Below are 13,494 nucleotides of genomic sequence, written 5' to 3'. Positions count from 1 at the left end.
TATCTGCGCGTTGTCCATCAGACAACGCTTAGTTGAACAATGCGTGAACGTGTGCAACCCCTTCTTTTGCCAGTTGAAAAGCGATAAACCACATCACCAGCCCTACCAGAGTATTGATGATACGCTGGGCTTTGGCGGTACGCAGTCGCGGCGCCAGCCAGGCGGCCAGCAGCGCCAGACCGAAGAACCACAGGAAAGAGGCGCTAACGGTTCCCAAAGCGAACCAACGCTTCGGCTCCATATCCAGTTGCCCGCCCAGGCTACCCAGTACCACGAAAGTGTCCAGATAAACGTGCGGATTCAGCCACGTCACCGCCAGCATTGTGGCGATGATTTTCCAGCGCCCCTGCTTCATCACCTCTGCGCTGGCCAGTTCCAGGTTGCTGCTCATTGCCGTTTTTAACGCGCCAAAGCCGTACCACAATAAAAACGCCACACCGCCCCAGGTCACTAACGCCATCAGCCAGGGAGACTGCATGAGCAATGCGCTGCCGCCAAAGATGCCTGCGCAGATAAGCACTAAATCGCTGATCGCGCAAAGCAGCGCAATCATGATGTGATACTGCCGACGAATCCCCTGATTCATCACAAACGCATTCTGCGGGCCGAGCGGCAGAATCATGGCCGCACCAAGCGCAAGACCTTGAAAATAATAAGATATCACGATAATTATTCCGAACTGTTTCTCTTAAGCGCAGACTATAGCGCGAGAGAATCATTAGCGGAAATTGATAATTTTAATCGCAGATTAGGGGAATTAATAAAGGGGGAAGGAAATGCCGGATGGCGGCTAACGCCTTATCCGGCCTACAAAACAACCTGTAGGCCCGGTAAGCGACAGCGCCACCGGGCGAAACGGCAAACGGCTTATTCCGCGTTCTCTTTCACTCGTTTGAAATTCACGTCCATCTGCGGATACGGGAAGCTGATGCCTGCGGCATCGAACTCACGTTTAATGCGTTCCAGCACATCCCAGTAAACATTTTGCAGATCGCCGCTTTTACTCCATGCGCGCACCACGAAATTAATGGAGGAGGAGCCCAGCTCATTCAGGCGCACCGTCATTTCACGGTCTTTCAGAATACGCTCGTCGGACTGGATAATATCGGTCAGGATTTTTTTCACCTGGTCGATATCAGAGTCATACGCCACGCCAATGATAAATTCGTTACGACGCACCGGTTCGCGGGAAAAGTTAATGATATTTCCGGCAATAATCTTGCCATTCGGGATCACCACAATTTTGCCGTCCACGGTACGCATGGTGGTCGAAAAAATTTGTACGTTCAGTACCGTACCCGCGACGCCGCCGAGATCGACATATTCTCCCGCGCGGAAAGGACGGAACATCACCAGCAGTACGCCTGCCGCGAGGTTAGACAAAGAGCCTTGTAAGGCCAGACCGACCGCTAAACCAGCGGCACCCAACACAGCGATAACGGAAGCCGTTTGTACGCCAACGCGCCCCAGCGCGGCAATCAGCGTAAAGGCAATAATGCCGTAACGCACCAGCGCAGACAGGAAGTCAGCCACGGTCGCATCAATATGGCGCGCCAGCATCAGGCGATTAACGGTATTGGAAACAATACGCGCCACGATCATCCCGATGATGATGATAGCGATAGCCGCAACGATGTTAACCGCATAACTTAGCAGCAGCTCCTGGTTGCGCACCAGCCAGGTGCCCGCACCATTTATGCTGTCGACAACATTCAAATCTTCCATTCAATATTCCTTGGTCATATCAAAAAAACGCAAATGAGATCATTCTCACGAAAACGACCTTTTAAAGGTAAACAAAAACAGTCGAATATGCCATTTTTCAACATGATCCCATCAAGGAAACGCGCAGCGTTAATACTCCGCAGGTCGATCGACCATTCTGATAAATCCGCTCACTAATGCACTCTTCTGCTTAAAGACGTCGGCGATTTCACTCACCACTTTTCCGCTGCCCGCATTCTTCCAGGCGATAGAAAGCGGCGAAGGCTGGCGTGGATTGACCACTGAGCGGGCAACCAGCGCCCCGGACTCGACATACGGACGGCACAATCGCTCCGGTAAAAAACCGACGCCGAGGCCGCTTAAATGGCAGGCCAGCTTGGTGCTGAGATCAGGAACCTTGATCTCCTTTTGTCCGCTCAGCAACCAGGCAACACGGCGCGTCAGCGTTCGCGAAGTATCTTCAATATTAATGGCGGGGTAACGGCGCAGCATATCGTCAGACAATACCGGCGCAGAATGGCTCGCCAAAGGATGACTCTGCGCCACCACAAACTGCCAGCTGATATCCCCCAGCGGCAGCAGAGAGATGTTATTGGAGAGCGACTCCGAGCCCGTTACGCCAATCGCTAACTGGAAGTCGTCATACAAAAGCGAATCCCACACGCCCATGTAGACCTGACGGGAAATTTGAAAACGGGTAAACGGAAACTGTTGATGTAACCACGTCAGTAAGTCCGCCGTGGTCTGCGGCTGATACAGCAGGTTATTGATAACGATATTCACCTGCCGCTCAACGCCTGCGTTGATCTGCTGAAGCTCGTCCGGCATTGCATCCAGCCAGTTAAGCCACTGGCGGCAATGCTCAAGCAGGTGCTGCCCGGCAAGAGTCAGGCTGACCGATCGGGTCGTACGTAAAAAAAGCTGCGTTCCCACCTGCTCCTCCAGCGTTTTTATGCGATAGCTGATCGCCGCTGGCGTTTTATGTAGCGAGCTGGCCGCGCGGGAAAAGCTCTCCGTCTCCGCAACCCGAATAAATGTGCGTATTGTTTCCTGATCGAGCATGCCTTCCCCTTGAGTCGACCATCTGTAACCACCGTTGCGCTATTGCTATCCCCAGTAATGTATCGGCGCCTGAAGTGTGTCCAACCGCGAGCAAACGCTGAATCGCGGGCTGCGGGTCGCGCTCTGACTGTAAACGACGCATCACCTTCAGCACCGGTATTGAAAACTCCCCCATTCTGGCGCTGTTCAGATAACTGCAACTTACCGATGTTGTAAGTTGCGCAAGCTGATCCGCCGGAGGTAAGAAATGCCCCAGCCGCGCAGAAAACCCGGCGGCATACAGCACGGCAAGCATACCCGTCAGCATATCATCGCCGCTGGGCGTCAGCCCTGGCCCGCACCCGATAAGCCAGCGCCAGTCCGGCATCATGCCATGATGCCAGCATGCAAGCTGCTTAATTATTTCAGGATAGTGCGGCATAGCCGTCAGCGGTTGATTTAACGCCCCGGAGAAGCCGCTGCGTTGCGTACAGAATGAGAGATCGACAGGAGCGACAGCAGCAGAACTCAGCGACACACGAAGTATGCGACGAGGGTCAAGCATTATGCCCTGCCCCCACAGGGTGTTCCCCTGTTTGATAAGTCGTTCAACATGGGACACGCGGGAAAACTGCGCAGTGCTCAGTAACACGCCCGTCGGCCCCATTCCTTTCCCATAGCGAAACAGCGTCAACAGCTCGCCACCGGAATGGCAAAAGTTAATCGCCTGCGAGAAGCGGCTGTGTAACGACCACTCACCATCGGGAAGTCGATAAAGTCCGGCACAGGCCAGGGGATTGATAATGCTCATCGGTACACTCCAGTATGCCGGATGGCGGCGTAAACGCCTTTACAGCATTGCCAGACCGTAGGCCCGGTAAGCGTAGCGCCACCGGGCAAAGCGATTACGCCGTGATGTGATGCAACTCCGCCAGCGCTTCCAGCGCTTTTTCAAAGCAAAGCAGCGGAGCGCGTACGGTTCCCGCCCCCACCTGCCCAATTCCCGCTTCCCGATGGGCAATACCGGTATTAATCAGCGGCGTGATCCCCGTTTCAACAACGCGGCGAATATCCAGCCCCAGGCAGGCACCCCTGAAATCCCAGGACGGAATCTGGAACAGCGGATTGCTGGACAGATAGATTTCAGCCATCTCTTCCGACGTTTCCAGCGCCGCCCCCATACCACCTGCGCCGACAAAACGCGTTACGCCAGGCGCGGCAATCATTGCCGCGCCGCCGATCCCCAACGTTTCCGTGATGGCGCTGTCGCCAATATCCGGGTTCGCATCGGCCTGGCTGTAACCGGTAAAAAACAGCCCCTGCGGCGTATTCACCGGCGCGGTAAACCAACGGTCGCCGGTGCCGCTTACGCGAATACCAAAGTCGCGACCGTTACGCGTCATGGCCGTAACGACCGATCCGGCTTTAATTTCCGCCGCCGCATCCATCACCGCTTTACTGTAAGCCATCGCCAGGTTGAGGAAGAACTGGTCGGTGACACTGAGGAATTGCAGCACGTCAATGATTTCAGCCTTCGGACGATCCAGTCCGGCGATCACTGGCGACAACGTGCGCAGCAGCAAAGAAGAGGCGGCAATATTACGCTGGTGGAACTCATCCCCCATAGTGATCGCCTGCGCCATCAGCGCCGTCAGATCGACGCCGTTTTCCATCCGCGAGAGCGCTTCCTGCAACACCGGCGCCAGCACATCACGCATCCAGCGCAGGCGTTTCTGGACGTCATCGCCGTAAGCGCCGAAACGCATCACTTTGCCGATCCCTTCATTAAGGTTGCAGCAGGACAAGTTGCCATGCACCACGTCACGTACCACCAGCACCGGCATACTGGCGGAGGTGATACCGCCCATCGGCCCCACCGCGCCCACATGATGACAAGGAATAAACGCCACCTCACCTTGTTCCAGCATGCGTACGGCCTCTTCCTCGCTGGCCGCCCAGCCTTCAAACAGCGACGCGCCGATACAGGCACCGCGCATCGGGCCGGTCATCTCTTCCCAGGCGATCGGCGGGCCGGCGTGCAGTAATTTACGTCCAGACGCTAATTCGGCCACCGCGTCTTTCGCCGGGCGTACCGCAACCCAATGTGGGCGCGCGGCTTTGATTCGTTCAATAATGGCTTCGTTGGCCTGTGCAATAGATGAATACATATCCATACCTCTGAACTTAATGTAACTGTTTGAGTAGACTGGCGAGACGGGCGTTGCCACCGGCAACGGGCGCCCACTGATAATGCACAACCGGCGTACCGCTGCTTTGCAGATCCAGCGCGAAGCTGCGCAACCCGGCGTTGATGACCTGCACGCCATCAAGAAGCGCGCTATGTGCTTGCGGTATGCCGCGCTCCTGATGGCGTGTAAGACTGATGGCGAGCAGGACGGCTTCTTCCAGCGTTTCCACCACCGCAATCCCGGCCTCGCGAAGTTTTTCCGCCTGCCCGCTGCGCCCCTGCGGGTCGACATCAGTACCGGTCAGGGTGGCAATCACCACCAGCGGCGCGGCGCGTTTGGCGCGCACTTGCTCTATCGCCTCGACGACCGCTCCCGCCGGGTCGGCACAAGCGCCATAGCCCAGCACCACATCCAGCAGCAGCACGCCCACTGCCGGCATTGCGGTCAGTTTTTCAATTTCAATACTGCGGGTAGTTGGATCAATCATCGGATGAGGTCTGCCCAGGGTGTAACTGTCATCACCAAGGTCGACAATGCGATGGCCGTCAGCCTCCAGCATCACGCCCTGGTCGTGGCTTTCGCTGACGGGGACGCCCAGCCCGGCGGAGAGCAGCATGGCGGCTTCGGCTGCCAGCGTGCCCCCGGCGTACAGGCCATAAATACCTTTCCCTGTCACTTCCGGCTGAATCCGTCGCTGTTGCGCCACGCGCATCAGCAGCACCGCCAGCTGGGCGGCATCCGACAAGGAGTTCGCCAGCCAGACGTTACCTTCACGGCGCTGTTCCGGTTGACGCCCGAGGAACAACGCGACCACCGGTTTCCCCACATTTTGCATGGCCGCAATGATGCGGGTTCGCACCTGCGGCGACGGCGGTTTGGAGACAAAAGCAATCACCCGCGTGGCGTCATCCGCGGCCAGCATGTCGAGCGCGGTCAGCGCGCTGATGCCGCCCACTTCCGCGCTCAGGTCGCGCCCGCCCAGACCTATCGCATGGCTGATTCCCTGCTGATGCAGCGCAATCTGCGACGTCACTTCCTGAATCCCCGTCCCCGATGCGCCAATTACGCCAATCCCGCCTTCAGGCAGTACGTTGGCAAACGCCAGCGGACTTCCGGCAATCATCGCCGTGCCGCAGTCAGGCCCCATCACAATCAGCCCCCGCTCGCGCGCCATTGTTTTCAGCTCGACCTCCTGTTCCAGCGGCACATTATCGGAAAACAGCATCACGTTTTTATTCGCCAGCAGCCCCTCTCTGGCAACCGATGCGGCATATTCCCCGGCAACGGAAACTAACAGCAGATTGGCCTGGGGTAATTTTTGACATGCGCTCTCCCAGCGGCGCGCTTTGATCAACTGGTGCGCGCTGCCCGAGGCATTCGTCATCGCATTCAGTTCTTTCTCCAGTTGCTCACGAATCAAATCCAGAATGCCGGGCTGTTCGCCTTCGGTTCGCACCGCCACGCAAATATCGTTTGGCGTGGCATCGGCAAAATCGTCATGCCAGAACCCGGTTGAATCCAGCATCGACTTATTCGCTGGCGTGCCCATCATCACCGAGACCTGATCAACTTCCGGGCGTTCACTGAGTTTTCGGGAAATAATCATCAGGCTGACGGAGTCCTGAAAACTTCCCTTTTTAATAAAGGCGTAAATCATTACCGCTACCTCTTTATGTGCGTTTTTCTTTTAAAAACAACATGGCGAATAAACCGACAGCCAGCAGCGCGGCTGAAACATAGAAACTGGAAGCCAGACTTCCGGTGATATCACGCGCTGCGCCTGCAATAATGGGTGCCAGAATGGATGAACTCATGCCGATAAAATTAAATAAGCCAAATGCCGTGCTGTAATTATTTTCATCGACGCTATCCGCCACCAGAGCGACCAGTACCGGGTCCAGCGCCAGTTTCCCGACAAGGCCATAAACGCACAGAGCGATAATGACGCCGGTCATATTTGGCATCCAGATAATTGACAGCATGCTGAGAATGGCAACGGGCACCAGGAACATAATTAATGGTTTACGCTTACCCAGTTTGTCAGACAAGCTGGAGAATAACAGCGCGCCAGGAATTGAAATCCATGCCACCAGCGAAGAAATAAATCCGGTTTCACTGCCCGCGATGCCACGTTCACTTTGCAGATAATAGGGAAGCCAGGTCAGAATAACGAAGAAACCAAACAGGCTACAGAACACCATAATATAGGTGATAATTAAATTACGGTTTTTCAGAAGGTCGCTGAAATTCCCTTTTTTTACCGGCTTGCCATCGGCTTCGGCCGTGCGCTTCTTCTCTTTCACAAACAACCAGATCGCAATCCCAACCAGCACGGAGGGGATCGCCATCGCGTAAAATGGCATACGCCATGAATACCCCTGGTCGTACACCAGCCAACTGGAGGTCATCAGGCCCAGCGCAATACCAAAGGCCATCCCGCTATTGATGATTGCGCTGCCCAGCGAGCGGTATTTTTTGGGGATCTGCTCGGAAGACAAGCCATACTGCGGGCCATAGTAAGTCCCTTCCCCCGCTCCCGTAACCACGCGGGCAAACAGCAGCGTATACCAGCTTTTCGCCCAACCGGTGACGGCGGTGAATACGCCAAAAAGAATAAACCCCGGCACCAGCACTTTCTTTTTGCCAATCTTATCGCCCAGAATGCCTGCAGGAACCTGAAGCAAAGCATAAGAAAAATAGAAAACTGAATTAAGAATACCTAATTGCGTACCACTTAAGCCAAATTCTTTTTCCAGCTCTCCCATTACCGGATTGAGTATCGTGCGGTCAGCGTACATAAAAATCCACCCTAACCAGAACAGGAAAACGGTGACCCACCAGGCCGGTATTCCTCTTTTATTCGTGACCTCAGTCACTTCATATGATCCAGACATAAGCAATCTCCCGGTAATATTTACCGCTGAACACCTCATGCTATCTGACATGATACGTGAGGTTTGATGTTTTAACTGAAGCTACCTTATCGGGGGAAAAATCCATTTCATTTGAACAAAATCACACAAAATCCATTGTTATAAATTCCTGGGAACTGACCGCTGCATTATTAAAAAAAGTCTAATAATCATTTTTAAAACAATTTAAATAAAAGAGATAAAAACGCTAAGGATTAGCGAGATATTTTTGTGGGTAAATGAGCTGTCGGTTACATCACATTATGAAAATAACAAAACGATATTTTTACCGCGAGATATTTCGCACAATGAGGTCATCATGAAAAAGAAAATCGTCATTGCCCTTGGCGGCAATGCGTTATTACAGCGCGGAGAAATTCTTAGCGCGGAAAATCAGCAGCGTAGCATTCAGGTATTCGCCAGAATGGCATCCGTACTGGCCCGGGATTATCAACTGGTGATTGTTCACGGCAACGGCCCGCAGGTGGGTCTGCTGGCGTTACAGAATGCGGCCTGTACAGACTCCCCCGCCTGGCCGCTGGATATTCTGGTCGCCGAAAGCCAGGGAATGATCGGTTTTGCTATCGCTCAGGAACTGGCGTCATGTACCGGCGGCGCGCCTGTCACAACGCTGATGACCCGCGTGGCGGTCGATCCGCGGGATGACGCCTTTGCAACGCCCGGCAAGTATATCGGCCCGGTATATCAACCAGCGCAGCAGGCGGAGCTGGAAGCGCGCTACGGCTGGCTGATGAAAGCCGATGGCAACTATATTCGTCGGGTTGTTCCCTCTCCGACGCCATTAAAAATTCTCGACAGTGACGCAATACAAACGTTGATAGATGCCGGACATACGGTAATTTGCTGCGGTGGCGGCGGCATTCCGGTTATCGCACAAGACGAGGGATACCAGGGAGTCGAAGCGGTCATTGATAAAGATTTAACGGCCTCGGTGCTGGCGCAGTCTCTCCACGCCGATCATCTGTTGATCCTGACGGATGCGGACGCTGTGTATGAGAACTGGGGAACGCCACAGGCGCGCGCGCTGCGCCATGCAACGGTAGAAGAACTGGCGCCGTTTGCCGCCCCCGATGGTGCGATGGGCCCCAAAGCCGCAGCGGTGATGCAGTTTGTTAAACAGACCGGGAACACTGCGTTTATCGGCGCGCTAAAAGATGCGCCACAGATTCTGGCGGGGGAAAAAGGCACCTGTGTGACGCGGTAAACCTCTTTTTGCCGGATGGCGACTACGATTGGCAACCATGCTTCCCGTAGGCCGGATAAGACGCTTTCGCGTCGCCATCCGGCAAAAAAAAATGGCTTCCCGAAGGAAGCCATTTTTACAATCAGCAGGCTGAATTACAGAACGTCAATCGCGTTCAGTTCTTTGAAAGCCTGTTCCAGACGCGCGATCATGGAAGTCTGGCCGGCACGCAGCCATACGCGCGGATCGTAGTATTTCTTGTTCGGCTGATCTTCGCCTTTCGGGTTGCCCAGCTGACCCTGAAGATACGCTTCGTTATCTTTGTAATACTTCAGAACACCTTCCCAGGTCGCCCATTGGGTATCGGTATCGATGTTCATTTTGATTACGCCGTAGCTTACGGAGTCTTTGATTTCCTGAGCGGTAGAACCGGAACCACCGTGGAATACGAAGTTCAGGCTATTGTGCGGCAGGTTGTGTTTCTTAGAAACATATTCCTGAGAGTCGCGCAGGATGGTCGGGGTCAGAACCACGTTACCCGGTTTGTAAACACCGTGTACGTTACCGAAGGAAGCCGCGATGGTGAAACGCGGGCTGATTTTGCTCAGCTCAGTGTACGCGTAATCAACGTCTTCCGGCTGGGTGTACAGTGCAGAAGCGTCCATGTGGCTGTTGTCCACGCCGTCTTCTTCACCACCGGTGCAACCCAGTTCGATTTCCAGAGTCATGCCCATTTTGGCCATGCGCGCCAGGTATTTGGAGCAGATTTCGATGTTCTCTTCCAGAGACTCTTCAGACAGGTCGATCATGTGAGAAGAGAACAGCGGCTTACCGGTCGCAGCGAAATGTTTTTCACCCGCGTCCAGCAGACCGTCGATCCACGGCAGCAGTTTCTTCGCGCAGTGGTCGGTGTGCAGAATTACCGGAACACCGTAGTGTTCAGCCATCTGGTGAACGTGATGCGCGCCAGAGATAGCGCCCAGGATTGCCGAGCCCTGAGGAACGTCGGTTTTCACGCCTTTACCCGCGATAAAGGAAGCGCCACCGTTGGAGAACTGGACGATGACCGGCGCTTTAACTTTCGCAGCGGTTTCCAGAACGGCGTTGATGGAATCGGTGCCCACGCAGTTAACTGCTGGCAGAGCAAAGTTGTTTTCTTTTGCTACCTGGAACACTTTCTGTACGTCATCACCAGTAATTACGCCTGGTTTTACGAAATCAAAAATTTTAGACATGTTTCGTTGTCCTGTATCGTCGGGCCTTAGAAAAAACACGGGCCGCCCTGAATGTCAGCACGGCAATAAATCAACGGGCAGGAATCCCTGCCCGTAACGATTACTTCTTAGCGCGCTCTTCGAGCATTGCTACTGCTGGCAGCACTTTGCCTTCCACGAATTCGAGGAATGCGCCACCGCCAGTGGAGATGTAGGAGATTTTGTCAGCAATGCCGAACAGGTCGATTGCCGCCAGAGTGTCGCCGCCGCCTGCGATAGAGAACGCTTCGCTGTCTGCGATCGCGTTGGCAACAATTTCGGTGCCTTTACGGAAGTTCGGGAATTCGAACACGCCAACCGGGCCGTTCCACAGAATGGTTTTCGCATTCTTCAGGATGTCAGCCAGTTTCTCAGCGGAAGTATCGCCCAGGTCCAGAATCTGCTCGTCGTCTTTGATGTCGTTAACAGATTTCAGGGTCGCGGTAGCGGTTTCGGAGAACTCGGTTGCTACGCGTACGTCAGTTGGAACCGGGATATCACAGGTGGTCAGCAGGCGTTTCGCTTCGTCAACCAGGTCAGCTTCGTACAGGGATTTGCCCACATTGTGGCCCTGAGCGGCAACGAAGGTGTTTGCGATGCCGCCGCCAACGATCAGCTGGTCAGCGATTTTGGACAGGGAGTCCAGAACGGTCAGTTTGGTAGACACTTTAGAACCGCCAACGATAGCCACCATCGGGCGAGCCGGTTCTTTCAGCGCTTTACCCAGCGCATCCAGTTCTGCCGCCAGCAGCGGACCTGCGCAAGCGACATCGGCGAATTTACCGATACCGTGGGTAGAAGCCTGAGCGCGGTGCGCGGTACCGAAAGCGTCCATCACGAATACGTCGCACAGCGCAGCGTATTTCTTAGACAGGGCTTCGTCGTCTTTCTTCTCGCCTTTGTTAAAGCGAACGTTTTCCAGAACCACCAGTTCACCAGCAGCCACTTCAACGCCGTCCAGGTAATCTTTTACCAGGCGAACCGGATTGGACAGTTTGTCTTTCAGGTAGTTAACAACCGGCAGCAGAGAGAATTCTTCGTTGTACTCGCCTTCGGTAGGACGACCCAGGTGGGAAGTAACCATCACTTTCGCACCCTGTTTCAGGGCCAGTTCGATGGTCGGCAGGGAAGCACGAATACGCGCGTCGCTGGTTACTTTCCCTTCTTTAACTGGAACGTTCAGATCCGCACGGATAAAAACACGTTTACCAGCAAGATCCAGATCGGTCATCTTAATTACAGACATGGTGAATCCTCTCATTGATTCATAAAGTTTTGCAGACGTCATGCGCTTCATCCTTTTGAAGGATTTTGCGCATGGAATGTCCTACTTGAAACCAACTGCGGCCATCGCTAACGTCGTGTCGAGCATTCGGTTAGCAAAGCCCCATTCATTATCGCACCAGACCAATGTCTTGATCAGGTGGGCGCCACTGACCCGGGTCTGGGTGCCATCAACGATGGCGCTATGCGGGTCGTGGTTGAAATCTATCGAGACCAACGGCAATTCCGTATAGTCAACTATACCATGAAATGCCCCATGTGCTGCTTTTTGCAGCAACTGGTTGACTTCATTGGCTTTTACCGGCTTTTTCACCGTCACGCTTAAGTCGATCGCCGTCACATTTATGGTCGGTACGCGTACCGCAATCGCCTCAAAACGGTCGTTGAACTGCGGGAAAATTCGCGTAATGCCCGCCGCCAGTTTGGTATCAACCGGAATAATCGACTGGCTGGCGGCGCGGGTGCGTCGCAGATCGGAATGGTACGCGTCGATCACCTGCTGATCGTGCATGGCGGAGTGGATCGTCGTGACGGTTCCCGACTCAATGCCGTATGCATCATCTAACAATTTAATGACGGGGATGATGCAATTCGTGGTACAGGACGCATTCGATACGATGCGGTGTTCCGCACGCAATTGCTCCTGGTTCACGCCAAACACGACGGTGGCGTCAAGATCGTGGCTGCCGGGATGTGAAAAGAGCACTTTTTTCGCGCCAGCGGCAAGATGCGCCTCGCCGTGTTCACGATTACCGTACACGCCCGTGCAATCCAGCACGACATCAATACTCAGTTCGCGCCAGGGCAGCGCATCCAGCGTTCGCTCGTGCAAAATGCGAATCGTGTCGTCACCGACGATGAGCTGCTCGCGCTCCTGGCGAACATCCCATGCAAAACGTCCATGGCTGGTGTCATATTTCAACAAATGCGCCATGCCCGCAGCATCCGCAAGTTCGTTGATTGCCACCACGCTGATTTCCGCCCGGCGTCCTGATTCATACAAAGCACGAACCACGTTACGCCCGATGCGACCAAAGCCATTAATCGCTACGCGTACGGTCATAGGTCTCCTGCAAGGCTATCCCGATTCAGATGAGGCTGACAGAGTAATCCAGCAAATCGTCGAGGAAAACCTTACCTGTCGCAAACTGCGACTGATTGATTATTTGTCGAACATTTAATCGACTGAAACGCTTCAGCTAGAATAAGCGAAACGAGGAATAAAAGGAATGATTGTCCAGTCAAAGAAGCCAGTTATCTGACCTGCATCACACTTTCATCCCCTCTAGCGCCCAATTTATTCCATATTCCAGAATGGCGAATAAGCGTAGCAATATCTTTTCGTTGCCGCGTCACAAATCCTGATTTATATCAGGAAGTACGTGAGCCAGCGTCTATATTATCAGCGCTACGTCCGAGTCTCGGAGTCCCCAAACCATGACAATGCCGCCAGTTCCCTCATCTGCCGCACGCTTTTATGCGCTGCGCCTGCTTCCCGGCCAGGAAGTTTTTTCACAACTACACGCGTTCGTCCAACAGCACCAACTGCGCGCCGCGTGGATAGCCGGGTGTACCGGCAGCCTGACTGACGTCGCGCTGCGATTCGCCGGGCAAGAGGAAACCACCCTGCTCACCGGAACGTATGAGGTCATCTCCCTGAACGGCACGCTGGAACTCACTGGCGAACACCTTCATCTCTCTGTTTCCGACCCAAAAGGCGCAATGCTGGGCGGCCATATGATGGCAGGCTGTACCGTTCGCACCACGCTTGAGCTGGTCATCGGAGAGCTTAACGCGCTGGCGTTTAGCCGCCAGCCCTGCGCTGTTTCCGGTTATGAAGAACTGGTTATCTCACCCCGTTAACGTTTCACTCAGTAAGAGGTTTT

General features: G+C 54.2%; 12 protein-coding genes. 2 read left to right on the top strand and 10 right to left on the bottom strand.

The window, feature by feature from the left end:
- Positions 1-28 precede the first annotated feature (28 nt).
- The 7 genes from argO to FD428_RS03855 form a co-directional block, all read right to left on the bottom strand.
- Complete coding sequence (argO, locus tag FD428_RS03885; protein ID WP_058668062.1) at positions 29-664, bottom strand: arginine exporter ArgO; 636 nt, start codon at positions 662-664, stop codon at positions 29-31.
- A 203-nt stretch (positions 665-867) separates the two neighbouring features.
- Positions 868-1,725: a small-conductance mechanosensitive channel MscS gene (locus FD428_RS03880; RefSeq protein ID WP_114848310.1), complete on the bottom strand. Its 858-nt coding sequence runs from the start codon at positions 1,723-1,725 to the stop codon at positions 868-870.
- A 129-nt stretch (positions 1,726-1,854) separates the two neighbouring features.
- Positions 1,855-2,787, bottom strand: coding sequence for an HTH-type transcriptional activator AllS (allS, locus tag FD428_RS03875; RefSeq protein WP_114848311.1), 933 nt, complete (start codon positions 2,785-2,787; stop codon positions 1,855-1,857).
- Entirely contained in the window at positions 2,705-3,577 is an 873-nt protein-coding gene (locus tag FD428_RS03870) for a DUF2877 domain-containing protein (RefSeq protein WP_114848312.1), read from the bottom strand. The genes allS and FD428_RS03870 overlap by 83 nt, the downstream gene beginning before the upstream one ends.
- Positions 3,578-3,671: 94 nt before the next feature.
- On the bottom strand, positions 3,672-4,934 hold the full coding sequence (locus FD428_RS03865; protein WP_058668064.1) for a DUF1116 domain-containing protein: 1,263 nt from the start codon (positions 4,932-4,934) through the stop codon (positions 3,672-3,674).
- 16 nt (positions 4,935-4,950) lie between these two features.
- A complete protein-coding gene (locus FD428_RS03860) occupies positions 4,951-6,612 on the bottom strand; it encodes an acyl-CoA synthetase FdrA (RefSeq protein ID WP_114848313.1) in 1,662 nt (553 codons plus the stop codon).
- A 13-nt stretch (positions 6,613-6,625) separates the two neighbouring features.
- On the bottom strand, positions 6,626-7,849 hold the full coding sequence (locus FD428_RS03855) for an MFS transporter (RefSeq protein WP_012135031.1): 1,224 nt from the start codon (positions 7,847-7,849) through the stop codon (positions 6,626-6,628).
- Positions 7,850-8,186: 337 nt separating this feature from the next.
- Here FD428_RS03855 and FD428_RS03850 point away from each other — a divergent pair, with 337 nt between their 5' ends.
- Complete coding sequence (locus tag FD428_RS03850) at positions 8,187-9,092, top strand: carbamate kinase (protein WP_012135033.1); 906 nt, start codon at positions 8,187-8,189, stop codon at positions 9,090-9,092.
- A gap of 134 nt (positions 9,093-9,226) precedes the next feature.
- Here the strand turns inward: FD428_RS03850 and fbaA are convergent, their stop codons facing one another.
- The 3 genes from fbaA to epd form a co-directional block, all read right to left on the bottom strand.
- Positions 9,227-10,306 carry a class II fructose-bisphosphate aldolase gene (fbaA, locus tag FD428_RS03845; RefSeq protein WP_012135034.1) on the bottom strand — a complete coding sequence of 360 codons (1,080 nt, stop codon included), beginning with the start codon at positions 10,304-10,306 and terminating at the stop codon, positions 9,227-9,229.
- Positions 10,307-10,406: 100 nt separating this feature from the next.
- On the bottom strand, positions 10,407-11,570 hold the full coding sequence (pgk, locus tag FD428_RS03840; protein WP_024130932.1) for a phosphoglycerate kinase: 1,164 nt from the start codon (positions 11,568-11,570) through the stop codon (positions 10,407-10,409).
- Between the two features lie 81 nt (positions 11,571-11,651).
- Entirely contained in the window at positions 11,652-12,671 is a 1,020-nt protein-coding gene (epd, locus tag FD428_RS03835) for an erythrose-4-phosphate dehydrogenase (protein WP_012135037.1), read from the bottom strand.
- A gap of 374 nt (positions 12,672-13,045) precedes the next feature.
- Between epd and FD428_RS03830 the strand changes: the two genes are divergently transcribed.
- Positions 13,046-13,471 carry a PPC domain-containing DNA-binding protein gene (locus tag FD428_RS03830; protein ID WP_012135038.1) on the top strand — a complete coding sequence of 142 codons (426 nt, stop codon included), beginning with the start codon at positions 13,046-13,048 and terminating at the stop codon, positions 13,469-13,471.
- The last annotated feature ends 23 nt before the right edge of the window (positions 13,472-13,494 follow it).

The sequence above is a fragment of the Citrobacter sp. TBCP-5362 genome, from assembly GCF_005406305.1.
GTDB classification, from domain to species: Bacteria; Pseudomonadota; Gammaproteobacteria; order Enterobacterales; family Enterobacteriaceae; genus Citrobacter_B; species Citrobacter_B koseri.
Note: the sequence above shows the minus strand (reverse complement) of the source record. Positions and strands in the feature narration are given on the sequence as shown.